We start from the raw sequence: 25,721 nt of genomic DNA on the forward strand, positions 1-25,721 counted from the left end.
TTAACATTCATGGTCTTATGCCATGGTCTTGGTGAGCCCGCAGGAAATCGGGTCTGCTCTCGTCGTTTGGGCGTAAGGGATGACCAAGACGAAGGGGGCAAGCTTGGTACGTTGTTTGGGTGAAATGACCGATCCGCGGAAGCCGAGTAACGGGACGCGGCATGATTTCCTGGAGATTCTTGTGATCGCCATTTCCGCGGTGCTCTCCGACGGCGACGCCATCGAAGACATGGCGGAGTGGGGCCGCACGGAGGAGGCGTGGCTGCGTGAACTTCTGGTACTCAGGAATGGTGTTCCCTCGGAGAAGACCTTCCTGCGCCTCTTCCAGGCACTGGATCCGAAACAATTTGAGGCCGCGTTCCGGCGCTGGGTGACTGGAGTGGTGGGCGCCCTGAGAGGCGTCGTGGCGGTCGACGGCAAAACGGTGCGCGGGTCGGGCAGTGGCGGCGAGAGTGCGATTCATCTGGTTAGCGCCTTCGCGACGGAACTGGGCGTTGTTCTCGGCCAGGAAAAGGTGGCCAGCAAGAGCAATGAGATCACCGCCATCCTCGAACTCCTGAAAGCGCTTTATATTCATGGCTTGCTGGTCAGCATCGACGCGATGGGATGCCAGAGGAGTTTTGCCCGTCAGGTCACCGACCAGGGTGGCGACTACCTCTTGGCGGTCAAAGACAATCAACCGACCCTGTTGGGCGCCATCAAGACGGAATTCATCGACCAGTCTCGATCGGAGGTGGTTGACCGGCACCGGCAGGTGCTCACGTCCCATGGTCGAATCGTCCGGCCAGATTGCTTCGGCGCAGCCCGCGGCAGGCGTCGTCAATCTGGGCGATTGGCCCAAGTGCCAGACGATCGGTCTTGTCGACTCCCTTCGCCAGGTGGGCGACAAGGAGTCCGACCTGGACCGGCGCTACTACGTCAGTTCTCGTGAGTTGAGCGCCGAACAACTCGCGACAGCGGTTCGGGCGCATTGGGGTATCGAGAACCGGCTTCACTGGGTTCTCGACGTCAGCTTCGGCGAGGATACCAGCACCGTGCGCAAGGACAACGCCTCACAGAATTGCTCCCTCCTGAAGAAGATCGTTCTCAACTTGCTCCGTCTCGACACGACCGACCAGACCAACTGTAGCTTGCGCATGAAGCGCAAACGCGCCGCTTGGGATGACAACATCCGGGCAAGGATCCTCGGACTTACGTGGCGATGACATCCGAGTGGCGAGACCCTGCGCTTCCCTAGCGGCCGTCATCCGTGCCGGTGGCGGACAGTACAAAAAAATAGCAGAACAGCGAAGGAGCCGGGCGAAACTCCTTGGCGATACGGAATCCTTGCTCCTGAATCACCCGGCGGATTCGTCGGATGCCGTAGCCGCGCTTGCCCAGTTCCCAGTAGTGCTGGCCGTCGAACTTGTGGGCGATCCAATAGGGCAGGCCGAGGAAAAAACCTCTGGCGTTCAGCCCCGAGAAATTGAGCAAAGCGGAACCGCCGACAAACGGGGCCGGCAAGGTAACGATCACCGTGCCGCGACAAATCCGCCCCAGTTCGGCGAGCGCCTTGGCAAACTCGGGAAAGGGGATGTGCTCGAGGACTTCCGCTGCGAGAACGCAGTCGTAGGCCTTGTCCTTGCACGGTATGGCCGTCACGTCGCCGATGATGTCCGGCTTTACCGACTCGTCGAAATCGAGTGTCGTGACATCCAGTCCCCACTGTCTCATGAGCCAGGTGGTGTGACCGGCTCCCGGCCCGATTTCCAGTACCTTGCCGCCCGGCCGGGTGGCCTCCGCGACCTCGCTGGCCTGGTGCCAGTGCGTGATCATGCGCGGCAAGCTCATGTACCGGCGGCGGTACGAGTCGGCGTTAACCTGAGTCGGTCTGTCTGCCATCGAAGTCAATTCCCAGTTCGTTCAACGGTACGGCATCTCCGTCCGGCTGGCCCGCCGCCTAGCGAGCGCCTGCGCTGCCGTGTCAACCCTTCACGGCTTGCCAGCCGATCCGGCAGTGCTTTCCGGGGCTGGAGAATCGTGGCCACGCAGCCATTGCTCGAGCATCATCAGGATCCACACCATTTCGCCGTAGTATCCGGGGCTGTTCGGAAGGTGGTCGCGGATCAGCCGCTGCAGAAAATCGGGACGTACGATTTCCCGCGTAGCGAGACTGCGCAACGAATCCTCGGCCAGCCCGCGCAGTGCCGGGTGGCCAGTTGCCCAGACACCGAATGGCAGTCCGAAGCCCTTCTTTTTCTTGGTGATGATTTCGTCGGGCAGGAAACCGCGCAGGGCTTCCTTGAAGAACCAGCGTAGTTTGAAACGGCGGAGCTTCCAGTCGGCCGGCAGGCGCATCGAAAAATCGGTCAGCCGATCGGCCAGCAACGGATACCCCAGTTCGATGCCAGCCATCTGAGTCGCGCCGCGCACTTTCGGCAAGTCGCTGTCGGCCAGCGTGTAGCGCCAGTCGTAGGCGAGCATGCGGTTGATCAGGCTCTTCGCCTGGCACTCGTCCCAGGTGGTCCGCATGTGTTTCGATGGTCCTTCCTGATCGACGCGGGCAAGAAACTCGGTCGCCAGCACCTGGCCCGGGCCGAGTTGCATCAGAAGATTGAAGCTCTGCAGGCGGTCCGGCATCGGCACCCGCGAGTGACGGACATAGCCGGTCGCCTGCCGGAGTCCGGGAATCCGTCGCAGTAGACTGTCGTCGCCGCACATCGGCTCAATCAGGCGCCGCAGGCCGGCCGGTACCGAGTGGTAGAACTCGAAAACGCGCTGCATGGCGTAGCGCGAGTTGCCGCCGAACAGTTCGTCGCCGCCGTCGCCGGCAAGCATTTTGGTGCAGCCGTCGGCGCGCGCAAGCTTGGCGCAGTAGTAGGCGGGCAGAGCGGACGAGTTGCCGAAGGGCTGATCATGATGCTGGGCGACGGCCGGGATGCTGGCGAGCAGGTCTTCCGGCGTCACGTAGTACTCGTGGTGCTCGCAGCCGAAGTGCCGGGCGGCCAGGCGGGCATACTCCATTTCGTCGTAGCCTGCCGCGTCGAAACCGATCGAGTAGGCAGGTGCCGGCTTGCCGGCGACCTCGCAGAGCATACCGGCGACCGTGGAACTGTCGGTGCCGCCGGAGAGGAAGGCACCGACACGCGGCTGACCCGCGGTTTCCGCCGCAACGCTGTCGCGAATCAGTTGGCGGAAGTCGCGTCGCGCGTCGTCAAACGACGGCCGGCGCTGCTCGTCGAACTGCAGCGGCCAGTGCCGAAGCACCCGTATTCCTTGCCGGTCGACAAGCAGACCGTGCGCCGCCGGCAGTCGGCATACCTGGCGGAAAACCGTGCGCGGCGCCGGGATCATGTGGAAATAGAGGTAGTCGAAGATGGCCTGTGCGTCGAGTTCGTCCGTGTATCCCTGAACGCAGTCAGCGCGATCGGAAAAGGCCAGCGTGTTCTGGTCGGCGTGATAGCACAGCGTCTGGATGGCGAAGCGGTCAACGGCCAGGAAGACGCATTGGCGCGGCGCATCTACGATTGCCAAGGCGTAACCGCCACTGAGGCGGGCCGTGAGCTTGGTGCCGTGCTCGCGCCAGGCTTGCAGAATGTCGGCGGCGGCGCCCCGTGGTGGCGACGATCCGGCGACCGGCCGGTCAACCTGGGGCGTGCCACGCACCGCACAAACGACGTCAGCGTCGCGCGCGACGTCGTCGCCGCGTAGCGCGAGCGATTCCGGCAGGGTTGGCGCCGGGTCGGGGCCGAGGAGGTCGGTCAGGTCGAGCCGGCCAGAAAGTCTGTCTCTCATTCGTTGTCGGCCAGCGCCGTGGGGTAAAGGTGAATGTCGGGTTGACGACCTGCGACGCCCCTGGCCAGTTTGCAGCGACCTGCCTTGGGCTGCCCGGCAAGCGTTCTCGAGTTCTGGCCAGGCGTTGCCGGCCAGGGGACGCCCGAGTCGACTACGGCGTTCAGGATCGTCAGCATCTGCTGCCGGCCGGCGACCGGCACGGCTCTCCGGGAGTATCCCCGCCGAGCACGCGTTGATGGAAAATTCTGAGTGCGCGATTGTAGCGTATGGCATCAGACGCCGCCATCCATGGCGCCTGCCGCCGAGCCGCTGCCGGCAGGCGTCGGTTGTCGGCAATCGGTTCCGACGGTCGGGGGACTCCGGTGGACGCCGCTTGCGTCATCGGGATCGATGAGGCTGCCGGTGGCGCTAGCGCAGCAGCTTTCCGCTGCGGTTCAGGATGGTGATGTCGACGAAGTGCGAACCGACATGCTGCCTGGCCGAGAAGCTGACGACCACGCCGCCGGTATCGTAAGAACCCAGCGCTTCGAGCGCGTCGCGGAGCTTCTTGCGCGTGGGATTCGGGCCGGCCCGGCGCAGCGCTTCGGTGAGCACCTTGGCACCCAGATAGCCTTCGACGAAGGTGTGGTTGAGCGTCACATCGCGCGGTGCGAACTTGGCAAAGTTGTCCTGGACTTCGCGGATCAAGGGGACGGCGCGACTGTTCGGGTCGGGAACCACCTGGGTCAGCACCAGCCCCTCGGCCTGGTCGGCACCCAGCCGTTTAACGACCTGTGCCGCGTCGGTCACCGACAGCGCGACGTACTGCGCCAGATTCCCCGCCGCGCGCGATTGCTTGAGGAACTCGGCGCTGGCCGCCGTATTGGCCAGCATGATCACCGCCTGCGGCTTGGCGGCGGCGATGCTCTTGACGGCCGCTGCGACATCGGTCGTGTTCTTCTCGTAGGAGCCTTTGGCGACCAGCGAGCCGCTGGCCTTGGTAATCGCGCGTTCCGTGCTGGCCAGGGCATCGAGCCCGAAGGCATCGTTCTGAAACAGGATGGCAAAGCGTTTGAATCCGGTCGTCGCGTATTGCTCGACGATCTTTTCGACCTCCTCGGCATAACTCGCGCGGGTCATGAAGAGATACGGATCGCCCGAGCGGACCAGCGACGACGCGCCGCTGCGGACGGCGATCAGCGGAATGCCGGCTTCGCCGAGCACCTTCTGGTCGAGCATCGCTTCGACGTTGCCGGTGCCGACAAAGCCGATGAAGGCCAGCGGTTGCGATTCCTTCAGCAGGCTGCGGGCGAGACGGACAGTCTCCTCGCTCTTGTAGCCGTCGTCCTTGGCGACCAGGCGAATCGTCACCCCGTGCACGCCGCCGCTCGCGTTGACGGCGTCGAAATGCAGTTGCGCGCCAGCTCGCATGTGGTTGCCGGTCGGCGCCAGGGGACCGCTGAACGCGGCGACCTGGCCGATGACGATTTCGCCGTTGCCGGCGATCGCTGCTCCCAGACCCAACAGCAGCACGGCCACGGCTTGGCCTAGCAAGGAGATGAGCTTCATGGTCGAGCCTCCGGACAGCGTCAATCCTGCTCAGTCTACGGCTTGTTGTTCCTCGTGTCGATTGGCTTCCGCTGACGAGCGTCGTCGAAGCGTGCCCTGTGGGTAGACCTCGAAGCGGAAGAGTTGCGGATGATCGGTATCGATGATCACTTTGACCCATCCCATCAGCGGAAAGCCGAAGCTCTCCAGACGCGTGAAGTTGTCGATTGGCCGATGGGTATCCGGATGGCGTAGCGGATGGTCGATGCGCTGCCAATGGGTGTCGCCGTGCACCAGCAGCACTTGGCCGGGAAAGGCGAGCGTCTCCCGGCGCAGGGCGTCGAGCAGTGGCCGGTAGCCAGGGTGTGCGAGGCCGGCGGAATGGCGCTTCGGATCCGGGTTGGCTTGCATCACGATAACGATGCCGGCTGCTTCCTCGTGCCGTGCCGTGGCGAACCCCTGACTCAGCCATTCTATCAGCCGCGGGTTTCGCGCCGAGAACTCCTCGCTGGGTTGCGTTCCCAGGCCGAAGTTGTTGTTCGGGCCGGGGACGTTGAGCGATACGAAGAGTACGGGGCCCAGTCGCCAGCGCAGGTGCTCGGGGTAGTCTCCCGGCTGATTTTCGACTGGCCACGTGTGCCTGCCGAGCGAACGTGGCTCGGCGAAGAACAGTTCGCGCAGCTTCTGCAAACGTTCGAGGGGATCGAAATGACCAGCCGGCAGGTGACGACAGTCGGTCCATTCGTTGTCGCCAGGGACGTAGATCAGTGGCCGCCGCGAGGCGTCGAGCAGCGTCCGGCGAGCGAGAAAGACTTCGTCGGTGCAGGGTTCCCGGCTGCCCTTGAAATCGCCGGCATGGACGATCAGGTCCACGTGTTGCGCAGCGATGTTGTCCAGCATTCGTGGCAGTTCGTACAGTTCCGACGAACTGTAGGGTGTGTCACCGATGACGGCGAAGCGCCAGGACTCGGCCACCACCGGCCCGGCGAGCAACAGGACGGCAGCGGCCAGCAAGCCGGCGGGCGACTGTCCGCGGCGGCCAGTCATGCGAGCAAGGCCTTGAGTTCGTAGAGGGCATCGAGCGCGGCGCGTGGCGTGAGCTGGTCGGGGTCGATGGCCGTCAGGCGGTCGACCACCGGATGCGGACGCTGCTCGTGCCGCTCGGCGGCGTCGGCCAGCGCCGTCGCGAAGAGATCGGGTTGCAATGGGTTGATCGAAGCACGCTGTTCGAACTCCCGCAACTGCCGGCGCGCCGCCTTGAGCACCGACGATGGAATTCCGGCCAGCGCCGCCACCTGAATCCCGTAGCTCTGGTTGGCCGGGCCTTCCTCGACCGCGTGCAGGAAGACGATGCGCTGGCCGTGCTCGATGGCGTCGAGGTGAACGTTGGCCAGGCTGGCGTACTCGTTGGCGAGCAGCGTCAGTTCGAAGTAGTGCGTAGCGAACAGCGTCAGGCAGCGGTTCTTTTCGAGCAGGTGGCGACAGATCGCAAAAGCGAGCGCCATTCCGTCGAAGGTCGACGTACCGCGCCCGACTTCGTCCATGAGAACCAGACTGCGTTCGCTGGCGTGGTGCAGGATGGCCGCCGACTCCGTCATCTCGACCATGAATGTCGAACGTCCGGCTGCCAGGTCATCCGCCGCCCCGATGCGGGTGAATATCTGGTCGAGCGGGCCGATGACGGCACGTGTCGCCGGCACATAGCTGCCGATGTGGGCGAGCAGTGCGATGAGCGCGGTCTGACGCATGTAGGTCGATTTGCCGCCCATGTTGGGGCCGGTGATCAGCAACAGCCGGCGCTCGTCGGTGAGGCGGGTGTCGTTCGCGATAAAGGTCTCGCCGGCGGCCAGTTGCGCTTCGACGACCGGATGCCGGCCTCCCTCGATGGTCAGTCCGGGAGCCGGCGAAAACCACGGGCGACAATAGTTGTGCAGCCGCGCCGACTCGGCGAAAGCGGACAGCAGATCCAGCAGCGCGACGCCTTGCGCGACACGCTGCAGGATCGACAGGTCGCTCTGCAGATGGGTCAGCACGTCTTCGTAAAGCCTTTTTTCGCGCGCCAGGGCGCGTTCCTGCGCCGACAGGGCCTTGTCCTCGAAAGCCTTGAGCTCGGGTGTGAGATAACGTTCGGCATTCTTCAGCGTCTGCCGGCGGCGATAGTCTTCGGGCACCTTTGTCGCCTGAGCGTTCGTCACTTCGATGTAGAAGCCGTGCACGCGGTTGTACTCGACCTTCAGATTGGCGATCCCGGTGCGTTCTCTTTCGCGCGCTTCGATGGCGAGCAGAAAGGCGCCACAGTTGTCGTTCAGCGCCCGCAGTTCGTCCAGCTCGGCGTCGAAAGCGTCGGCGATGACACCGCCGTCGCGCAGCAGTGCCGCCGGTTCGGGCAGGATGGCGCGCTGCAGGAGATCGAGTGCGGCCACGGGTGTAGCCAACTGTCCATGCAACTCGGCGAGCAAGGGTGCCGCATTGGTGGCCAGTGGCGCGCGCAGTTCGGCCAGGCGGTGCAGGCTGTCGCGCAGGCTGGCGAGGTCGCGCGGGCGGGCCGAGAAAAGTGCGATGCGGCCGGCAATTCGTTCGACGTCAGCGAAGCCGCGCAGCGACTGCCGCAGCGCGCGCAGAGTGGGGCCTCCGTCGTCGAGCAGCATGGCGATTGCTGCGTGGCGAGCGCTCGGGATGGCCGGGTCGCGCCAAGGGTGATGAAGCGCGTGGCGCAGCAGCCGCGAACCCATTGCCGTGACGCAATTGTCGAGCAGGCTGCAGAGTGTCGGCGCGGGCTGGCCGCGCAGCGTTTCGGTAAGTTCGAGGTTGCGGCGAGTCGCCGTGTCGAGGCCGAGGAAAGTGGCATCGCGTTCGACGACCAGCGCCTGCAAGTGGGGCAGGGTGCGTGCCTGCGTCGCCTGCGCGTAGCGCAGCAAGGCGCCAGCCGCGGCGATCGCCGGCTGCAAGCCGTCGGCGCCGAAACCGGCGAGCGAGCGGGTGGCGAAATGCGAACACAGTTCGCGACCGGCCGCCTCGGCGTCGAAGTGCCAGTCGGGCTGGCGCGTGAGTGCCGCTTCCGGCGCGAAGTTCAGAGCCAAGCGCTCCGGTACGACGATTTCGGCCGGACGAATGCGCTCGAGAGTGGCGGCGAGTTGTCCCGCTGCGACTTCGCAGACCCGGAAGTCGCCGCTCGCCAGATTGATCCAGGCCAGGCCGGCGAGCGCTTTGGTCGTCTGCAGGGCGAGCAGCAGGGTATCGCGCTTTTCGTCGAGCAGTGCCGCGTCGGTCAGTGTGCCGGGGGTGACGATACGGGCGACCGCGCGCTCGACCGGTCCCTTGTTGCCGGTCGGTTCGCCGATCTGTTCGCAGATCACCACCGACTCGCCAAGCTTGACGAGTTTGGCCAGATACTGTTCGACCGCGTGGTAGGGCACGCCGGCCATCTTGATCGGCTGTCCGGCCGACTGTCCGCGCGTCGTCAGCGTGATGCCGAGGAGGCGGGAAGCCTTTTCTGCGTCGTCGAAGAAGAGCTCGTAGAAATCGCCCATCCGGTAGAACAGCAGGAGATCCGGATGCTGTGCCTTGAGGCGCCGGTACTGCCGCATCATGGGCGTGTGGTCGGCTTCAGAGGACGTCGCTACATGTTGATTTGTCGGCATATTTCAGATGCGAGAAGCGATGGCGAAGTGGGAGCTTAGCCCAGGAAGGGAAATGTTGCCAGGCTTGTCGAGTGCTGCCGACGGACGCCGCGGTGGCGACGGCTTGTGGCAGAATGGCACGCCCTTTCCCGTGTTGCCCGGCCATCGCGCTTCGGCTCCACGTGCGGTCCGATTCTACCTGGGCCGGTAGGGGCGGCCCAACTTGCCAAGGAGATTTCCATGACTACAGAATTGATGTTCCGTGACGACGCGTACCGGCGTACGGCCGACGGGCAAGTAGTCATGGTGTACCCGAACGCCATCGAGCTCGACCGCACGATTTTCTATCCGCTGGGCGGTGGGCAACTCGGTGACGTCGGCGTCCTGGTGCGCTCCAACGGCGAGCGCATTGCCATCGTTGACACCCGCAAGGATCTGGCTCGCGACGCGGTATTGCACTATACGGCTGACGGCGCCGCGCTACCCGAAGCCGGCGAGACCTTGACGCTGGAAATCGACTGGCCGCGCCGCTATCGTCTGATGCGTCTGCATACCGCGCTGCACGTCATGTCCTGCGTGGTGGCGGCACCGGTCACCGGTGGCCACATCGCTCCCGACAAGGCGCGTCTCGATTTCGACATCGACATGAGCCTGCTCGATGGTCAACGGATCGAGAGCGAGGTGAACGCCTTGATCAGCCGCCAGGTCGAAACGGAGACCGTGTGGATTACCGACGATGAACTGGATGCCAGGCCCGACCTGGTGAAGACCATGAGCGTGCAGCCGCCGCGCGGCTCCGGACGGGTACGCCTGTTGCGCATCGCCGGTATCGACCTGCAACCCTGCGGCGGTACTCACGTCGGGAACATCGGCGAAATCGGCGCCATCCGCGTGACTCGCATCCGCAACGAAGGCAGGCGCAACCGGCGTGTCGAAATTGCCCTCGCCGAGTGAAGCGGACCACGCGGCGAAGCCGGCGAGTTGTTCCTTGCCAGGACAGCCGCGCTGTTCGATACTTTGCGCATGAGCTGGCTGGACAACCGAAGCGCGCTGTGCCGCGACCATGGGCGGCGCTCCTCGCCGCCCGATCGGACGGCGGGAAACTGGCGCCCGCTGCTGGCGTCGGTGGCACTCGGAGCGCTGTCGCTGATGGCGTCGGCGGTTCTGGCGCAGGACGTGTTTGTCACCCGTGGGTCCGGCGGTAGTCCGGTGTACTCCGATCAGGCACCGCCGGGTGCCAAACCGATCAGCTTGCCGCCGCTCAATGTGATCGCCCCCACACCGGTGGTCAAGGGCGCTCCGCCACACGGGCAGCCGTCAGGCGAAACGGCCGGACCGTTGCCCGCATCGCCTGCCTATCGAAGTTTCGCGATCGTCTTTCCGGAAGACGGTGGCAGCGTCGCCGCGAACAGTGCGATTTTCGAAGTGCGCGTCGCCGTCGAGCCGCCCCTCCAGTTGGGTGAGGGGCATGCGATCCTGGTCAGGGTCAACGGCCGGCCGGTCGGCGAGCGGTTCACGGCCAGCGAGTTCATGATTCCGCCCGAATTCTGGGGCGATACGCTGCCGTCCCCGAATCAGCGCTACCAGCTCGACGCGGCGGTCGTCGATCGTCAGGGAACGGTGCTCGCGCGCGCCGTCCCGGTGGTTTTCCAGTTGCGCTATGTCGGGCGCTTCCATCGCCCGCCGCACCAGCGGCCGATGCCCATTCCGGTGCCATTGCCGCCGCGCCCGGAAAGGGCGACACCACCACCCGTTCTCGAACTGGAGAAAACGTCTCCCGGCAAAGGGGCCGAGTCCTTGCGACTGCTCGATCGCTGAGCGGTGCTTCGTCGTTCGCCGCCAATGGCCATAGAAAGCTTCGATTGACTGCTTCGCCGGCACTGTGGATACTCCGGCCGGGATACGGTGGAACGACCGACTCGCCGTCTGTCGTTTTCTCTCGTGTTTTCTATCTTGGTAAGCAAGGAGGAGAGGCATGCGAACGATCACCATAATGCTTTCGGGGCTGCTGATGAGCGGCCTGGCGATAACCGCGACCGCTGGCGGTGGCAAGGGCGACTGGGAGACGCGGATTCCCGAGTGCGGCAAGAACACCAAGGTCGTCAAGCTGGTCGACTACGACGAAGAAAGCGGCGCCTCGGATGGCGCGCCGGCCAAGATCGTCACTTTCAAGGAGAAGAAGAAGAAAGGCTGCTGGATCGACATCAAGGATCTCCATCCGACACAATCCGCTGTCGGCATGGGTGCGGCGGCGTGCAAGTCGGGCAAGATTACCGCCAAGGCCAAGGCCGGCAAGTTGGAGGACTATCTGCTCGAAGACAATCGCTGGGTGCCGCTGGTGCGCGGTCCGGGTGGCAAGTTCTATCTGACCGACCATCACCATCTGTCGACTGCGGTTCTCAATGCCGACATCGCCGACAAACAGAAGAAACTCTACGCCTACCTGCTCAAGGACTGGTCCAACATGAAGGAGGACGAGTTCTGGAAGAACATGGAAAAGGACAACCTGACCTGGTTGAAGAATCCGCAAGGACAGCAGATTTCGCCGAAGGATTTGCCGCCCAAGATCAGCAAATTGCAGGACGATCCGTTGCGAACGCTTTCCGCTTGGATAAGGGGTAGCTGCGGCTACGTCAAGTGCAATCCGCCCGGGGTGACCGATGAGGATGCCGAAGGGACTTGCTCCGCGCGCTTGTCGGATGTCGAGTGTGCGAACGCCTACTTCGTGGAGTTCAAGTGGGCCGCCTACGAGGCCACGGTACCGGAAGTGCAGGCAGTCGTCGCGGCTGGTGCCTCCTGTCCACAACAGATGCCGCTGAATCAGGAGTGCCTCGACGCCCAGCGCGAAAAGCTGGCCAACGTGCTGCCTGCGGCGATGAAGGCGGCGGCGGAACCGGAAGCGAAGGCCTTCGTCGGTCGGGGGGCGGGATACAATCCTAAGCCTCAATCTGGCGTGGTGCCCCCCTGTGATTAGTCGGCAGGCGCGCTTGACGCCACCGTGCTTTGCGCCTAGATTCCCTGGTCTGTTGCCTACGTTCGGGCCAGGGAAACCATCATGAGAATCGGTACGCCGCTGTCTCTAGGTGCGCTGCGCGTCATGCTCCTCGGTGCCGGTGAGCTCGGCAAGGAAGTAATCATTGCGCTGCAGCGCCTGGGCGTCGAGGTGATCGCCGTCGATCGCTACGCCAACGCCCCGGGCCATCAGGTGGCGCATCGTGGCCATGTGATCGACATGACCGACGGTGTGGCGCTGCGCGCGCTGATCGAAAAGGTACGGCCGCAGCTCATCGTGCCGGAAATCGAGGCCATCGCCACCGATACCCTGGTCGATATCCAAGCCGAAGGACTCGCCGAGGTCATCCCGACAGCCCGCGCGGCGCAACTCACGATGAACCGTGAAGGCATCCGCCGCTTGGCGGCCGAGCAACTCGGTCTGCCCACCTCGCCCTACCGTTTTGCCGATTCCCTGTGCGAACTGCAGGCGGCGATCGACGATGGCATCGGTTACCCGTGTATCGTCAAACCGGTGATGTCGTCTTCCGGCAAAGGGCAGTCGGTGCTGCGTGGCGCGCTCGATCTGCCAGCGGCTTGGCAGCACGCGGTCAGCGGGGGGCGCGTCAGGCAGGGCCACGTCATCGTCGAAGGAATGATCGACTTCGACTACGAAATCACTCTGCTCACCGTACGTGCGCGCGATGAAAGCGGCGCTGTGCGGACCTTGTTCTGCGAACCCATCGGTCACCGCCAGGTCGACGGCGACTACGTCGAATCCTGGCAGCCGCAGTCGATGGCGTCGTTGGCGCTCGAGAAGGCGCGTCGTATCGCGGCCGCCGTGACCGACCAACTCGGTGGACGGGGTATCTTCGGTGTCGAGCTGTTCGTCAAGGGCGAGCAGGTCTGGTTTTCCGAAGTCAGCCCGCGACCGCACGATACCGGGCTCGTCACTCTGTGCTCGCAGCGCAGCTCCGAGTTCGAACTGCACGCTCGTGCCATCCTCGGCCTGCCGTGTGACACCAGCCTGCGTGAGCCGGGGGCTTCGGCCGTGATCTACGGCGAACTGGAGGAAAGCGGTATTGCCTTTACTGGCATTGCGGAAGCTCTCGCCGTTCCGCGAAGCGACCTGCGTCTGTTCGGCAAGCCCGAGTCGTTCCGAAAGCGTCGCATGGGCGTTGCCGTGGCCAATGGCGACGATGTGTCGCAAGCGTTGCAGCGGGCCCGGCGGGCGGCGAGTCTGGTCAGACCGATGTCCACGCGCGTTGATGTGTCGTGTGGCTCGGGTTGCGGATAGAAAACCTTGGCATGGCTTTCCGTGCCTCGCTTACCTGGTACGTGCTCACGTGCCAGCCATATTATCCTTCAGTACCACCCTCGCAACTGGCAGGCAGCAGGCTCATTGTCAGCGTGATGCCGGCCAACGTGGGCGCTCCCGGAAAACCCTTGCCGAATACCCGGCTGGACGGGAGCCCAGCTTCCTATCGCCAATGGAAATCACCACTGATCCGCCATCTCTTTCGCTGATCGTCCCGGTACTCAACGAAGCCTCGACAGTCGTCGCCCAGTTGCAGGCCGTGCAAGCTTTCAGGGTGCGTGGAGCGGAAGTGGTGTTGGTCGACGGCGGGAGCTGCGACGCTACGGCAGAGCTCGCGCGGCCTGCCGTTGACCAACTGATCGAGTCGGCGCGTGGCCGAGCGACGCAGATGAACGCTGGTGCGCGTGCTAGCCGGGGACGGATCCTGCTCTTCTTGCATGCGGATACGACCTTGCCACCGGAAGCCGACAATCTGATCCAGCAGGCGGTTGATAATGGTGTGTCCTGGGGGCGCTTCGATGTTCGTATCGACGCGCCTCATCCGCTGCTCCGGGTTGTTGAAAGGATGATGAACTGGCGCTCGCGCTTGACCGGGATCGCCACGGGCGACCAGGCGATTTTCGTTTGCCGCGATGTCTTCGAGAGCGTCGGCGGCTATCCGGAGCTTCCCTTGATGGAGGACATCGCCTTGTCGAGCCGGCTCAAGCGTATCGCCCGGCCGGCCTGCCTGCGCGAACGTGTCGTTACTTCGGGGCGACGTTGGCAGACGCACGGCGTATGGCGCACCGTCTTTCTGATGTGGCGGTTGCGGGCGAGCTATTACTGTGGAGTCGACCCGCGGCAACTGGCGATACGCTATGGCTACGTTCCCGGCCGGCGCTGAGAAAGCCGTTGGCGTTGCCGTTTTTGCCCGGGCTCCAGCGGTAGGCGCTGTCAAGACGCGCCTCATCCCGCGGCTGGGCGCCGTGCGGGCGGCGCGTCTGCAACGCCTGTTGACGCGCCATGCGCTGGCTACCGCCTGTACGGCGGACATCGGCGGCGTGGCTCTGTGGGGCGCACCGGATGGCAGTCATCGCTTCTTTCGCGCGCTGCAGCGCCGCGTCGGCGTCGCGCTGCACAGCCAGTCGGGAGATGATCTCGGTGCGCGCATGGCGGCTGCCTTTGCGACGTCGGCCGGACCGTTGCTGTTGATCGGTGCCGATTGTCCGGCGCTACAGGCGACGCATCTGGTCGCCGCCGCCGGCGCCTTGCTCGGCGAGCGGGGAGGTGGAAAGCACGATGCGGTGTTGATTCCCGCCGAGGATGGCGGCTATGTCCTCGTCGGGCTGAATCTTCCGCAGCCCAGGCTGTTCGAGAACATCGACTGGGGTAGCGACCGAGTCATGGTGCAGACGCGGCAACGCCTCGTAGAATCGGGCTTGAGCTGGGTCGAGTTACCGGTCCTTTGGGACGTCGACCGGCCGGTCGATCTGGAACGATTGGCCACGCTGGAGGGTTTCGACGCGTGGCAGAGTTGAATGCAGGGCGCCGACGACTGTCGCTGGCGCTGGCGACTGTACCGCTCCTTGGCTTGGCAAGCCCACGGCCGGCTTATGGAACCGTCGAGGGCGCAGGCCTACAGCGCCTTGACCTGCCGCGTTTCTCGGCCGTCCCGCCGGGAAAGCGTTGGCCGGCGGGCTGGGTGCATCAGACCTTGCCCGCGGTCGAGCGGGCGAACAGCTTCGATCTGGTGGCTGACGAAGGCGTGACGGTGCTGCGCGTCACATCCGACCGTTCGGCGTCCAGTCTGGCTCTTCCGGTACGAGTCGAAGTAACGGCGTTGCCCTTGCTCAGATGGCGTTGGCGGGTTTCGCAAGCCGTCGCCGGTTCCGATCTGCGGCGCAAAGACGGTGACGATTACGCCGCCCGTGTCTATGTACTCTTTGATCTGCCAGCCGAGCGGCTGAGTCTCGGCGACCGGCTGAGGATTTCTGCTGCCCGGCTTGTGCACGGCGCGGACTTGCCCGCTGCGGCGCTGTGTTACGTCTGGGGAACGACGCAGGCGGCCGGCGAGAGCGGCTGGAATTCCTATACCGATCGCTTGCGGATGGTCGTCGTCGAGTCGGGAAACACACGCGCCGGGCAATGGCGGGAAGTCGTTCGTGACCTTGCCGCCGATTTCCGGGCCGCATTCGGCGAGCCGGTGCCACCGGTCTCGGGTGTGGCGCTTGCCGCCGATACTGACAATACGGGCGGCAAGGTCGAAGCCCGCTTTGGTGATCTGTCTTTCGAGGCGCGTCGCTAGTCTCGGAGCAGATTCCGTTGCTGGCGCCGGTCCGCGCCAGCAACGGGCTATCACGCGTTCTGCTGAATGCCGGCGAGAACCCAGCCGCCCGTTCCGCTGCGCGGTTTGACGAGGTGCCAGATCTCGTCGACCGGCTCCGCGGGCGCGGTCTTGTCCTCGCGTATCAGGCCGCTGAAGCGCACGCTGACGATGTAACGGTCTCCCTCTTCGGCGACATCGAGGACTTCGGCGTCGATGCTGACGACATCGGTTTCCTGCGTTGCGTCGCCGCGTTCGGCAATCGTCATTCTGATCTCGGCGAACATCTCGGGCGTCGTGAATTCGCGGATGTCGTCGAGGTTGCCGGCGTCGTTGGCCGCTTGCAGCCGGATGAAACTGACTTTGGCGTTGCGCACGAAGCCGGCGACATCGAAGTCGGCCGGAATGTGGCGCGGGGCGCCGGCCGGCTCACTGGCGCCGGTCGCGGCAGGCACCGACAGTTCGGTCGCGTTGCGTGGCAAACCCGTCGCTCCGGCGTCGAGAGGCGCATATTGCAAGCCGTTGGCGCCGGCGAGGGCCGGTTGTCGAGCGGCCGCACGCCGGCGCATGATGAGGCCGATGACGACCATTGCGACCATTATCAAGAGGCCGATCATCAGCATCGATGCGAGTTCCTCACCGAATCCCAGGTACGACGCCAGCGCGGCCAGCCCGAGGCCAGCGGCGAGTCCGGCCAGCGGACCCATCCAAGAACGCTGGGGTTGCGCTGCCGCGGCGGAAGGCGCTTTGGCGGCGCTTGGCGCCATGCTTGTCGCCGCCGGAGTCTTGTCCGCGCTGACCGCTTCGCGCTGCATTCCCGAGGACTTGCCTGCGCCTAAGCGCTTGCTGGCGGCCTCCGCGTCGCCGATCGTCATTGTCAGGCCGAAAGCCAGGACGGCTACCAGCCACGATAAGGTTTTCATGCCTGTCTCCTTTGAGTGAAAGAATTGAGGGGCAGAGCATAGACTCCTCGATTGCTATAAGAAAGCAGAATAATTTTAAGCTACACTTCCAGAAAAACGAACAGTTTGGCGGCTCGTTGGCGGGCGTGCGCTGTTTGCCGTTTGCTTCGAGCAGGCGGCGAAGAAGTCGGTGGTCTGCGCGAAGCGCTTGGCGAGTCCGCCGTCGTACGCTGCCGAAGTCGTCCGCTTCAGGTCGTCCCGGCGGCTGACCGGGATGCTGCGCGCGAGCGCGACGCGCGGGAGGAGGGCGACGCCGGTCCGTTGTCGCCGGCACCGCTTGTGGCGCGTGTCGCGTCCGCGAAGACTTCCTTGCGTGCCACCTGGATGATGGCCACGATGGCCGGGTGACTCAGGCGACGCTCGGTGGTGATCGCAAAGATCTGCTCGCTGAGTGAATCGATGCGGCCGACGGCGCGCACGCGGTACTGATCGATGACGTGTGCGGCGATCGCCGTCGGCGCAACGAACAGCCCGGCGCCAGCCTGCCCGAAGGATTTAAGCAAGGCGCTGTCATCGAATTCGCCGACAATGCGGGGGTGCACGCGTCGAGCCTCGAAATAATGTTCGAGTCGCGAGCGGATTGCCACATCGTCTCCGGGCAACAGGAAGGGGGCGCCCTGGAGCAGTGCCGGGAAGCCGCCGCTCAGCGTCGCTGCCAGCGCCGGTGCGCCGAATACCGTCAGATCGCTTTCGCCGAGCAGATGGCTGTAACCGCGTACGTTCAGGTTAGGGGGCATCGGCCGGTCGGCGATCACCATGTCAAGGCGATGCACAGCCAGGTCGCCGAGCAGGCCCGTGAGGCGGCCCTCGCGGCAGATCAGGCGGACCGCTTCGGGCAGGTACAGTGCCGGTTCGACCAGGCGATGAGCGACCGATTTGGGAACCGAATCGGCAATGCCGACGGTGAACGGAAGACTCTTCCTGGTCGTCTGGTCGCGCGCGACTTCGAGCAGTTCGTCACCGAGCGAGAATATTTCTTCAGCGTAACTGAGGATACGCCGGCCGGCATCGGTGAGTTCCAAGCCGCGGCCCACACGGCGGAACAACTCGACGCCGAGCGTGTCTTCGAGTTCACGCAACTGGCCGCTGATGGCTTGTGGGGTGAGGTGAAGCTGGTCGCAGGCGCGGGCGATCGAGCCGGACTTGGCGACCATCCAGAAGTAGCGCAGATGCTTGTAGTTGAGGGCTGCCATGAACTGGGAGCATATTCGAGAAATTGGAACTGTACAGGTATTTTATTCGATTTGTCGGATGTTTTTTCGTGTCCTAGACTGCGTCTTCCATCAAACTCAGACTCGCGAGGAGAACCAGTATGCAGATCGTCATTCAGGCCAGAGGTTTCGAGCTCAGCATCGGATTGCGCGAGCATGTCGAGAGGCGTTTGCGTTTCGCCCTCGACTGGGCGCAGTATCACGTCGGGCGGATATCCGTCAGTCTCTCGGACATCAACGGGCCACGTGGTGGCGAGGACAAGCGCTGTCGTATCCGTGTGGTGATCCCCGGGGCTCCCGATGTGGCGATCGACGATACCGAAGCCGACCTCTATGTGGCGATCGATCGCGCCGTCGACCGGGCCGGACGAACGCTGGCGCGACGTGTCGCGCGCCAGCGCGAACACCGCCAGTTGAGCCCGCTTCCGGCACCACCTGCCAGGGGCGATGCGCAACTTGCTGGAGAAGCGACGCGTGATCTTCCGGTAAACTGAGCTCTACGTTTTTTTCGGCCCGCATCGGTCGCCGAATTCGATCGAAAATGTCGGACGACCGAGTCGGGATTTTTTCACGAGGATAGAACTATGAAACGTATCATGCTGCTCATCGGCACCAACCTCGCCATCGTGCTCGTGCTCGGAATCGTCAGCACGCTTACCGGCGCCAACAGGTTTTTTGCCAGTAGCGGCCTCGATCTTGGCAAGCTGTTGTTTTTTGCGCTGATCATGGGCTTCGGCGGATCCTTCATCTCGCTTTGGATGTCCAAGACCATCGCCAAGTGGAGTACTGGCGCCCAGGTCATCGAAACGCCAGCCAATTCGACCGAGTTCTGGCTGGTCGACACTGTTCGTCGCTTCGCCGACAAAGCTGGTTTGCCAATGCCCGAAGTCGCGATCTACGATGGCGAGCCGAACGCTTTCGCCACGGGCGCGAGCCGGAAAAGTTCTTTGGTGGCCGTGTCTACCGGACTTCTGCAGACCATGACGCGCGAGGAGGCGGAGGCGGTGATCGCGCACGAGGTGGCGCATATCGCCAACGGCGACATGGTGACACTGACGCTGATACAGGGTGTGGTGAACACCTTCGTCATTTTCCTGGCGCGCGTCGTCGGCTGGTTCGTCGACTCGGCGTTGCGCAAGGGTGGTGAAGAGCAGTCGGGGCCGGGCATTGGCTACACCGTTACCGTAGTGATCTGTGACATCGTTTTCGGCATTCTCGCCAGCATCATTGTCATGTACTTCTCGCGGGCGCGCGAGTTTCGCGCCGACGCCGGCGCGGCAAAGCTGATGGGGACGCCGCGACCGATGATGGCGGCGTTGCGCCGCCTCGGCGGCATGGAAGCCGGCGACTTGCCGCAGAACGTCGCCACGGCGGGCATCAACGGGCGCCCGGGCTGGATGGCGCTGTTTTCGAGCCACCCGCCGATCACCGAGCGGATCGAGGCTTTGCAGCAGCGGTAGCGGCGCACGCCGACCTGGCCGGCTTGTGTCTGGCCAGGTCGGCGGCTTCCCGTGGGCGGCGAGCGAGCGCGATTGTGGCTGGGCAAAGTCCGTTATAATCCGGCGCGCAGCGCTCCTCATTTACGTTTCGCCCCCGGCCAGCCTTGGTGTTTCTCCTATGAGCCATGAGTCCTTGACGCCGACAACCGTTGACGAGCTGACGCCGCCAGATTCGTTCGGCCGTTCTGGCGGAGAGACACTGGTCGACAGCTATGGACGACACGTCAGCTACCTCCGTCTGTCGATCACTGATCGCTGCGACCTGCGCTGTAACTACTGCATGGTCGAGGAGATGCGCTTCCTGCCGCGCGCCCAGGTCTTGACACTTGAGGAATGTCTCCGCCTGACGTCGGCTTTCGTCGACTTCGGCGTGACCAAGGTGCGAGTGACCGGCGGTGAGCCACTCGTCCGCCAAAACGTGATCTGGCTACTCGAACGGATCGCCGGCCTGCCGGGGTTGCAGGAACTGGTCGTCACCACCAATGGTTCGCAGCTCGAACGCTTTGCGCCTCTTCTGCGTCGCGCTGGGGTCAGGCGATTAAACATCAGCCTCGATACGCTGCGTGCCGACCGCTTTCGGAAGATCACTCGCGTTGGCGACCTTTCCAGGGTATTGCGTGGACTCGATGCCGCACAGGCGGCCGGTTTCGAGCGGCTGAAACTCAACACCGTGATGATGCGTGGCGGCAACGACGACGAGTTGATCGATCTCGTCCAGTTTGCCATGGACCGGGCGGTCGACATCGCCTTCATCGAGGAGATGCCGCTCGGCGACATCGGGCAGTCGCGACGGTCGAGCTACTTCGGCAGCGACGAGGCGCTCGACCGACTGCGGACTCGTTTCGTGCTGTTGCCGTCGCTCGAGACGAGCGGAGGACCGGCCCGCTATTGGCGGATTCCGGGCAGCTCGACGCGGGTTGGCTTCATCTCGCCACACAGTCATAACTTCTGCGATACCTGCAACCGGGTGCGCATCACGGCTCGCGGCGAGTTGTACCCGTGCCTGGGTGACGCGCATGTCAGTCACTTGTTGCCGCTACTGCGTGCTCACCCGACAGACGACGCGCCGCTGCGTGCGGCAATCGTTCGGGCCATGGCCTTCAAGGCTCGTCGCCATGACTTTCGCCACCAGATGGACGCACCGCAGGTGCTGCGCTTCATGTCGATGACGGGCGGTTGATCGCCAAACGAATCAGCCCTCGCGCGTCGCGCGCCCACACGGTCGTTCGTTCGGCGCGGTCGCCTGCGCTCCCGGGCAAACGGCTGCGGGCTCGACCAGGACGGCTTGCGACGGCTCTTGCCGACTTGGTGTTTGCTCCGCCGTCGGCCATTTCGACCATGGCCGCTTTGCGGGCCTGGCCTGAATCGACACGGGAGACGCGATGGACGGACTGATCAGCAAGACGGTCGCCTATTTCTGGTTGCCGGAGACCAAGTACGTCATCGCGGTGTTCGTGGCATTCGCCTTGATCTCGTGGCAGCTACTGCCCAGCGAGCGCCGCCGGGTCGGCCGGACGGCCGTTTTCTTCGCCGTCTGCCTGGCGGGCCAGTTCGCCGGTGCGCTCTTCGAGGCCTTCGATTACTCCCGTCTGGCGGTGATCATCCATGAAACTTTCGTCATCTGTTCGGGTTTCGCGTTATTCCGCCTGATCGGCCATGTCGTCTTCCGGATTGCGCTGCCACGCGTCGGCATTGACGTCGCGCGCATCGCCGAGGACATCGTGCTGCTCGGCATTTATGTCGCATTTATCATTGCGCGACTGCACCTCATCGGCCTCGATCCGTCCAGCCTGCTGACCACGTCGGCGCTCATCACCGCCGTCCTTGCGTTCGCGATGCAGGACACGCTCGGCAACGTTCTCGGCGGCGTTGCCCTGCAACTCGACAATTCGCTGCAGACTGGCGACTGGGTCAAGCTCGACGACCTCACCGGCCGGGTGATCCAGATCCGCTGGCGGCAGACGACGATCCGGACACGTAACGGAGAGCTCGTGATCGTTCCCAACAGCCAGTTGATGCGCGGGCGCTTTACGCTCTTCGGTCGTGACAGCAAGCCCGAGTGGCCGTGGCGGCGCTGGATCTGGTTCAACGTCACTTATGACTCGTCACCGACGCTGGTCATCCAGAAGGTCGAGAAGGTGATCAGCACGGCGGAAATACCGAACGTCGCGCGCGAACCTGCCCCGTCTTGTGTGCTGATGGAGTTCGGGCCGGGGTACGCGCGCTACGCCCTGCGCTACTGGATGATCGATCCACAACCCGACGACCCGACCGACTCGGCGGTCCGCGTACATGTTTTCGCTGCGCTGCAAAGGGCGGGGATGCAGTTGGCGGTGCCCGAGCAGTCGGTGCACGTCACCAAGGAGAACGAGGCCTATCGGGAGTCGCTTCGGCAGCGCGAGATCGAGAAGCGTATTGTCGACCTGCGCAAACTGGAGTTGTTTGCTGGCTTGCGGGAAGACGAACTGCGAACGATCAGCGAGCGCATGGTATACGCGCCGTTCGCCCGGGGAGCGATCATCTTCGAGCAGGGCGAGACGGCGCATTGGCTCTATCTGCTGGCATCCGGCGAAGCAGAAGTGTTGATTGACTTTCCGGGCCACCCGCGTCAGCACTTCCGCATGATCCACGCCGGCAGTACCTTCGGCGAGCGCGGCGTGATGACCGGCGAGCCACGTCGCGACACGGTCATCGCCAAGACCGACGTGGTGTGCTACCGGCTCGACCAGGCGACGGTCGAGGAGGTCGTCCGTTCGCGACCGGAAATCGCCGAGGCGATTGCCCACATTCTCTGGCGTCGGGAGGTCGAAATGCACAGTTTCACCCGCCAGTTCATCGATGCCTCGGCCAGTCCTCCGGCGCCGCCGAAAAGCGGGATGCTGGACAAAATCCGCGAGTTCCTGGGCCTTTGAAAGAAAACGGCGTTCATCGTGCAAGTCGGTTCGTCGGCTGTCCGTAGGGTGACGGGAAAAGAAAGCTCGTGTTAACATGAACGATTTCCGAGTACCGTACTCGGAAATCGTCGTTTGCTGAGAACCAGAGGGAGGGTTAGACAAACAAGGAAGTTCTTTTTGACCGCAGCAACCAGTATGGAGGGCCCGAGCCGTGGAACTATCGATGCGATTCAAGAACGACAAGCTGGTCGGTGATTTCTGGGGAGGGCTTGCGGCGATGCTGGTCGCGCTACCTTCGGCAATTGCTTTCGGCGTCACCATCTATGCTTCCATAGGTCCCGCCTACGCCGGTCTTGGCGCGCTGGCGGGGATTCTCGGGGCGACGGCACTGGGGCTGGTGGCGCCCAGTTTCGGCGGTACCAACCGACTCATCACCGCGCCTTGCGCGCCCGCCGCGGCGGTACTGTCGGCTTTTGCCATCGAACTCGTGCAGCACGACGTCGATCCGGTGTTCATCGTGCTGATGCTCACCGCGCTTGGTCTGGTCGCCGGCTTGATTCAGTTGCTTCTTGGCTTCATGGGGATTGGCAGCCTGATCAAGTACATCCCTTTTCCGGTGGTGAGCGGCTACCTTACCGGTGTTGGCCTGATCATCATCGGCAGCCAGATTCCGAAGCTGCTGGGAGTCTTCGGCGGTCAGTCGCTGTGGCGGACGCTGATTTCGCCTGAAACGTGGCAATGGGAGAGCGCCCTGATCGGCGTCGTGACGGCTGCCGTCATGCTCGGTGCGCCGCTCGTCACACGCGCCATTCCGGCAGCCATCCTTGGCTTGCTGGCGGGAGTGCTGACCTATTTCGGGCTGGCCAACTTTGTCGATCCGTCGATGCTCGTTCTCGAAGGCAACAAGCTGATCATCGGGCCGCTCGGTGGTTCGGCGTCGAGCATGTTCGAGGCAATCACCGGCCGCTGGCGGGACATCGGCGAACTCAAGCTGAGCCAGATTGGCAGCCTGATGGGCACGGCACTTACCCTGGCCGTGCTGTTGTCTATCGACACGCTCAAAACGGCCGTCGTGCTCGACGCCCTGACGCGCAGTCGACATGATTCCAACCGTGAGCTGGTCGCCCAGGGGCTCGGCAACGTTGCCTCGGCCTGCGCTGGCGGCATGCCCGGCGCCGGGCAGATGGGGGCGACGCTGGTCAATCTGGCGAGCGGTGGTCAGACCCGCGTTTCCGGAGTCGTCGAAGGGGTGTTGTCCTTGATTGCGTTTCTCGCCTTGGGCGCCTTCATCGCCTGGATACCGGTCGCTGCCCTGGCCGGTATCCTGATCGTCGTCGGCATCCGGATGATCGACAACCACAGCCTGCATCTGCTGCAATCGCCGTGGACGATGCTGGACTTCGTCGTGATCGTCGTCGTGGTTGCCGTGGCGCTTGCCTACAGCCTGATCGCCGCCTCAGCTGTGGGCATCGCTCTGGCCATGCTGCTGTTCATTCGTGAGCAGCTTGGCAGCACGATCATTCGCAGTAAGGTTGATGGCAGCAATCGATTCTCGAAGCGAGTTCGCCTCGGGCAGGAGATGGAACTGCTCGAGAGGCGAGGTGAGCGAACGATCATCGTCGAGTTGCAGGGCAGCCTTTTCTTCGGCACCAAGGACCAGCTCTACACCACCCTCGAACCGGAGCTTGGCAAACGCGACTACATTTTGCTCGACATGCGCCGGGTCCAGTCGGTCGATGTCACGGCGGTGCACTTGTTGACCCAAATCAGGGATTCGCTGGTCGAACGAGGGGCTTTCCTGGTTTTCAGCGACTTGACTCGTACCCTGCCTAACGGACGGAACATCGCGGATCTTTTCGAGCAGATGGAGTTGACCACGACAAGCGATCGGGTCAAGGTCTTTCCGGCGCTCGACGACGCGGTCGAATGGGTTGAAGATCAGATCCTGGGTGAGAATCTGCGGCAGGCGGCGGAGCTTCCGCCGCTCGAGATCTACGAGCTGGATGTCTTCAAAGACGCCAAGGAGGAAGCGCTGATCGCGCTCGTCGAATGCCTCCAGCGGCGTTCGGTGGCGAAGGACGACAAGGTGTTTTCGATGGGCGACCCAGCCGATCAGCTGTTCCTGATTCGCAAGGGCGCCGTCCGTATCTCCGTACCCGTTCCCGGCAAGGAGATCAGCCGTCACCGCCTGACCTACGGACGTGGGGACTTTTTCGGCGGCATGTCCTTCGTTTCCCGGGCAGCGCATTTCAGCAGCGATGCGATTGCGATCGAGGACAGCGAACTTTACATCTTGCGGCGCGAAGACTTCGAAATGCTGCGCGAGCAGCACAGGCGGCTGGCCTTCCACCTGATCGAGGCGGTGGCTCGCGTCCTGGCGATGCGCTTGAGCTATGCCGACAAGGAATTGCTCGCCATGCAGGACTGACCGCCAAGCGGCCGGCAATCGTTCCCCGCGAGGGCCGGCCAGGCGGCAAACGGTGACGCGCATCGATTAGCGAGGCCGCGTCGCATCCGGCGGCTGTGGTGCTTGTTTGGCTACTCCTAGATCGACAAGCGATCGGCGTAGCCTGTCATTTCCAGGTAACCGCGGCCCGCGAAGCTTCCCTCGACCCTGACCAGTCCTTCCCAATAGACCACCGGCACTGGCCGGCTGGTCGACAACTCCTGGTCGTCGAGGACCGGGAGTGTGCGTACTGTGTGCTCGCCGAAACGGATTTCGAGCTGCACCGGGTAGTTCGCGCCGCTACGCGTTGACGACCAATGGCGCAACACTTGGAAGCTGATCTCGGCAGTTTCGAATTGGCGCAGGCGACCCGCGGCGTTGCGCCAGGCGACATGCGCGAAGAGCGTCCCGGCCTGCGCGTCGCGCAGGCGGAAAGCCATCAGCGCGCCGCCGTCGGCGAGATTGATGCCGACCCAGTCCCAGCCGACGGCGCCGTCGCTGAGGACGGCCGTAGACCATTCGTGATCGAACCACGCTCGCCCCCGTGCTGCCTGGCGTCGGCCATCGAACAGCAGGAACCCGTCGACGGTCAATTGCGGCCAACTGACGTAGTAGCTGGCGAATTGCGGCCGCTGGCCTTTCCGCGAGTAGCCGTTGTCGCCCTGCAATAGCAAGGGTTGCGACGGTGTCAGAGTGAAGTCGTACGAGAATTGCGGACTCTGCATCTGCAAACGGAACGTCTGGCGATCGCCGCTGCCTTGACGGCTGATACGCCAGGCGCCGATGCTCACGTCGCAGTCGTCGATCGAGAATGCGGCTCCGAGCCCGACGCGAGCGACACGCTCCGTGTGTCGCAGCCGATCGCCGGGAAGCGTCAGCGCGGCGTGGGCGAACAGGATCTGGCGGGCGGCGATGGGCGAGGATAGCTGCTCGGCCGTTCCCGGCCGGCTGCGGAAAAAGGTCAACTGAAAGCCCATATCGCGCTCTGGCGTGTCGAGCGCGCCCGTGACATACCACCATTCGGTACGGAAATCCGGATGCGCCCCATGGTCGCGCGGGAAAACCAGCCGGCGTCCGGGAGTGACCGGCGGATAGGCGACTGAAGTGTCGGCCGGCGCCGCCAGGGCCAGCGTCGGCCACAGTAATGGTGTAGTCAGGAAAGTGCGGCGGCGCATCG

21 protein-coding genes and 1 pseudogene are annotated in these 25,721 nt (G+C 63.8%); 13 read left to right on the forward strand and 9 right to left on the reverse strand.

The features are described from left to right. Positions 1-79: 79 nt before the first annotated feature. A pseudogene (locus Q1M07_RS17015) lies at positions 80-1,205 on the forward strand (ISAs1 family transposase). Positions 1,206-1,233: 28 nt separating this feature from the next. Here the strand turns inward: Q1M07_RS17015 and Q1M07_RS17020 are convergent. The 6 genes from Q1M07_RS17020 to mutS form a co-directional block, all read right to left on the reverse strand. Further along, positions 1,234-1,881 (reverse strand): class I SAM-dependent methyltransferase, encoded by a 648-nt coding sequence (locus Q1M07_RS17020; protein ID WP_300455786.1) that lies wholly within the window; start codon positions 1,879-1,881, stop codon positions 1,234-1,236. Between the two features lie 90 nt (positions 1,882-1,971). Next, entirely contained in the window at positions 1,972-3,774 is a 1,803-nt protein-coding gene (locus Q1M07_RS17025; RefSeq protein WP_300455789.1) for an asparagine synthase-related protein, read from the reverse strand. Beyond that, positions 3,771-3,974, reverse strand: coding sequence for a hypothetical protein (locus Q1M07_RS17030; RefSeq protein WP_300455792.1), 204 nt, complete (start codon positions 3,972-3,974; stop codon positions 3,771-3,773). The genes Q1M07_RS17025 and Q1M07_RS17030 overlap by 4 nt, the downstream gene beginning before the upstream one ends. Positions 3,975-4,182: 208 nt before the next feature. Beyond that, the gene (locus Q1M07_RS17035) at positions 4,183-5,322 is read right to left on the reverse strand and encodes an ABC transporter substrate-binding protein (protein ID WP_300455795.1); all 1,140 of its coding nucleotides are present in this window, start codon (positions 5,320-5,322) and stop codon (positions 4,183-4,185) included. Positions 5,323-5,352: 30 nt separating this feature from the next. Beyond that, on the reverse strand, positions 5,353-6,348 hold the full coding sequence (locus Q1M07_RS17040) for a metallophosphoesterase family protein (RefSeq protein WP_300455797.1): 996 nt from the start codon (positions 6,346-6,348) through the stop codon (positions 5,353-5,355). Beyond that, on the reverse strand, positions 6,345-8,891 hold the full coding sequence (gene mutS / locus Q1M07_RS17045; RefSeq protein WP_300455799.1) for a DNA mismatch repair protein MutS: 2,547 nt from the start codon (positions 8,889-8,891) through the stop codon (positions 6,345-6,347). The genes Q1M07_RS17040 and mutS overlap by 4 nt, the downstream gene beginning before the upstream one ends. A gap of 270 nt (positions 8,892-9,161) precedes the next feature. Here mutS and Q1M07_RS17050 point away from each other — a divergent pair, with 270 nt between their 5' ends. The 7 genes from Q1M07_RS17050 (at position 9,162) to Q1M07_RS17080 (ending at position 15,514) form a co-directional block, all read left to right on the forward strand. Beyond that, on the forward strand, positions 9,162-9,875 hold the full coding sequence (locus tag Q1M07_RS17050) for an alanyl-tRNA editing protein (RefSeq protein ID WP_300455802.1): 714 nt from the start codon (positions 9,162-9,164) through the stop codon (positions 9,873-9,875). A gap of 69 nt (positions 9,876-9,944) precedes the next feature. After that, entirely contained in the window at positions 9,945-10,739 is a 795-nt protein-coding gene (locus Q1M07_RS17055) for a hypothetical protein (RefSeq protein ID WP_300455805.1), read from the forward strand. Between the two features lie 157 nt (positions 10,740-10,896). Next, positions 10,897-11,895 (forward strand): ParB/Srx family N-terminal domain-containing protein, encoded by a 999-nt coding sequence (locus tag Q1M07_RS17060; RefSeq protein WP_300455808.1) that lies wholly within the window; start codon positions 10,897-10,899, stop codon positions 11,893-11,895. Positions 11,896-11,976: 81 nt separating this feature from the next. Continuing rightward, entirely contained in the window at positions 11,977-13,209 is a 1,233-nt protein-coding gene (gene purT / locus Q1M07_RS17065) for a formate-dependent phosphoribosylglycinamide formyltransferase (protein WP_300455811.1), read from the forward strand. Between the two features lie 193 nt (positions 13,210-13,402). Continuing rightward, on the forward strand, positions 13,403-14,113 hold the full coding sequence (locus Q1M07_RS17070) for a TIGR04283 family arsenosugar biosynthesis glycosyltransferase (protein ID WP_300455814.1): 711 nt from the start codon (positions 13,403-13,405) through the stop codon (positions 14,111-14,113). Further along, entirely contained in the window at positions 14,088-14,747 is a 660-nt protein-coding gene (locus tag Q1M07_RS17075; protein WP_300455817.1) for a TIGR04282 family arsenosugar biosynthesis glycosyltransferase, read from the forward strand. Before Q1M07_RS17070 ends, Q1M07_RS17075 begins: the two co-directional genes overlap by 26 nt. Before the next feature lie 164 nt (positions 14,748-14,911). Further along, positions 14,912-15,514 (forward strand): DUF3047 domain-containing protein, encoded by a 603-nt coding sequence (locus Q1M07_RS17080; protein ID WP_300455820.1) that lies wholly within the window; start codon positions 14,912-14,914, stop codon positions 15,512-15,514. Positions 15,515-15,564: 50 nt separating this feature from the next. Here the strand turns inward: Q1M07_RS17080 and Q1M07_RS17085 are convergent, their stop codons facing one another. Continuing rightward, positions 15,565-16,455: a Tim44-like domain-containing protein gene (locus tag Q1M07_RS17085; protein WP_300455823.1), complete on the reverse strand. Its 891-nt coding sequence runs from the start codon at positions 16,453-16,455 to the stop codon at positions 15,565-15,567. Positions 16,456-16,682: 227 nt separating this feature from the next. Then, positions 16,683-17,687: a transcriptional activator NhaR gene (gene nhaR / locus Q1M07_RS17090; RefSeq protein ID WP_300455826.1), complete on the reverse strand. Its 1,005-nt coding sequence runs from the start codon at positions 17,685-17,687 to the stop codon at positions 16,683-16,685. A gap of 119 nt (positions 17,688-17,806) precedes the next feature. Here nhaR and Q1M07_RS17095 point away from each other — a divergent pair, with 119 nt between their 5' ends. From Q1M07_RS17095 to Q1M07_RS17115, 5 genes are all read left to right on the forward strand, one after another. Beyond that, entirely contained in the window at positions 17,807-18,199 is a 393-nt protein-coding gene (locus Q1M07_RS17095; protein ID WP_300455829.1) for an HPF/RaiA family ribosome-associated protein, read from the forward strand. A 90-nt stretch (positions 18,200-18,289) separates the two neighbouring features. Further along, positions 18,290-19,165, forward strand: coding sequence for a protease HtpX (htpX, locus tag Q1M07_RS17100; protein ID WP_300455832.1), 876 nt, complete (start codon positions 18,290-18,292; stop codon positions 19,163-19,165). A 157-nt stretch (positions 19,166-19,322) separates the two neighbouring features. After that, complete coding sequence (gene moaA, locus Q1M07_RS17105) at positions 19,323-20,384, forward strand: GTP 3',8-cyclase MoaA (protein WP_300455835.1); 1,062 nt, start codon at positions 19,323-19,325, stop codon at positions 20,382-20,384. A gap of 202 nt (positions 20,385-20,586) precedes the next feature. Next, on the forward strand, positions 20,587-22,116 hold the full coding sequence (locus Q1M07_RS17110) for a mechanosensitive ion channel family protein (RefSeq protein ID WP_300455839.1): 1,530 nt from the start codon (positions 20,587-20,589) through the stop codon (positions 22,114-22,116). A gap of 205 nt (positions 22,117-22,321) precedes the next feature. Further along, the gene (locus Q1M07_RS17115; RefSeq protein WP_300455842.1) at positions 22,322-24,526 is read left to right on the forward strand and encodes a SulP family inorganic anion transporter; all 2,205 of its coding nucleotides are present in this window, start codon (positions 22,322-22,324) and stop codon (positions 24,524-24,526) included. A 116-nt stretch (positions 24,527-24,642) separates the two neighbouring features. Here the strand turns inward: Q1M07_RS17115 and Q1M07_RS17120 are convergent, their stop codons facing one another. Continuing rightward, entirely contained in the window at positions 24,643-25,719 is a 1,077-nt protein-coding gene (locus Q1M07_RS17120) for a lipocalin-like domain-containing protein (protein ID WP_300455845.1), read from the reverse strand. Positions 25,720-25,721: the final 2 nt, after the last annotated feature.

It is taken from the genome of Accumulibacter sp. (assembly GCF_029255285.1).
In the GTDB taxonomy this organism is placed as follows: domain Bacteria; phylum Pseudomonadota; class Gammaproteobacteria; order Burkholderiales; family Rhodocyclaceae; genus Accumulibacter.

What these genes read in the sequence shown, in the direction of transcription:
- Q1M07_RS17085 (WP_300455823.1), bottom strand. Translation starts at nt 16,455, where the DNA reads ATGAAAACCTTATCGTGGCTGGTAGCCGTCCTGGCTTTCGGCCTGACA.
- purT (WP_300455811.1), top strand. Translation starts at nt 11,977, where the DNA reads ATGAGAATCGGTACGCCGCTGTCTCTAGGTGCGCTGCGCGTCATGCTC.
- nhaR (WP_300455826.1), bottom strand. Translation starts at nt 17,687, where the DNA reads ATGGCAGCCCTCAACTACAAGCATCTGCGCTACTTCTGGATGGTCGCC.
- mutS (WP_300455799.1), bottom strand. Translation starts at nt 8,891, where the DNA reads ATGATGCGGCAGTACCGGCGCCTCAAGGCACAGCATCCGGATCTCCTG.
- Q1M07_RS17020 (WP_300455786.1), bottom strand. Translation starts at nt 1,881, where the DNA reads ATGGCAGACAGACCGACTCAGGTTAACGCCGACTCGTACCGCCGCCGG.
- Q1M07_RS17055 (WP_300455805.1), top strand. Translation starts at nt 9,945, where the DNA reads ATGAGCTGGCTGGACAACCGAAGCGCGCTGTGCCGCGACCATGGGCGG.
- Q1M07_RS17095 (WP_300455829.1), top strand. Translation starts at nt 17,807, where the DNA reads ATGCAGATCGTCATTCAGGCCAGAGGTTTCGAGCTCAGCATCGGATTG.
- Q1M07_RS17120 (WP_300455845.1), bottom strand. Translation starts at nt 25,719, where the DNA reads ATGCGCCGCCGCACTTTCCTGACTACACCATTACTGTGGCCGACGCTG.
- Q1M07_RS17040 (WP_300455797.1), bottom strand. Translation starts at nt 6,348, where the DNA reads ATGACTGGCCGCCGCGGACAGTCGCCCGCCGGCTTGCTGGCCGCTGCC.
- Q1M07_RS17075 (WP_300455817.1), top strand. Translation starts at nt 14,088, where the DNA reads ATGGCTACGTTCCCGGCCGGCGCTGAGAAAGCCGTTGGCGTTGCCGTT.
- Q1M07_RS17050 (WP_300455802.1), top strand. Translation starts at nt 9,162, where the DNA reads ATGACTACAGAATTGATGTTCCGTGACGACGCGTACCGGCGTACGGCC.
- Q1M07_RS17070 (WP_300455814.1), top strand. Translation starts at nt 13,403, where the DNA reads ATGGAAATCACCACTGATCCGCCATCTCTTTCGCTGATCGTCCCGGTA.
- Q1M07_RS17035 (WP_300455795.1), bottom strand. Translation starts at nt 5,322, where the DNA reads ATGAAGCTCATCTCCTTGCTAGGCCAAGCCGTGGCCGTGCTGCTGTTG.
- Q1M07_RS17060 (WP_300455808.1), top strand. Translation starts at nt 10,897, where the DNA reads ATGCGAACGATCACCATAATGCTTTCGGGGCTGCTGATGAGCGGCCTG.
- Q1M07_RS17110 (WP_300455839.1), top strand. Translation starts at nt 20,587, where the DNA reads ATGGACGGACTGATCAGCAAGACGGTCGCCTATTTCTGGTTGCCGGAG.
- htpX (WP_300455832.1), top strand. Translation starts at nt 18,290, where the DNA reads ATGAAACGTATCATGCTGCTCATCGGCACCAACCTCGCCATCGTGCTC.
- Q1M07_RS17025 (WP_300455789.1), bottom strand. Translation starts at nt 3,774, where the DNA reads ATGAGAGACAGACTTTCTGGCCGGCTCGACCTGACCGACCTCCTCGGC.
- moaA (WP_300455835.1), top strand. Translation starts at nt 19,323, where the DNA reads ATGAGCCATGAGTCCTTGACGCCGACAACCGTTGACGAGCTGACGCCG.
- Q1M07_RS17115 (WP_300455842.1), top strand. Translation starts at nt 22,322, where the DNA reads ATGCGATTCAAGAACGACAAGCTGGTCGGTGATTTCTGGGGAGGGCTT.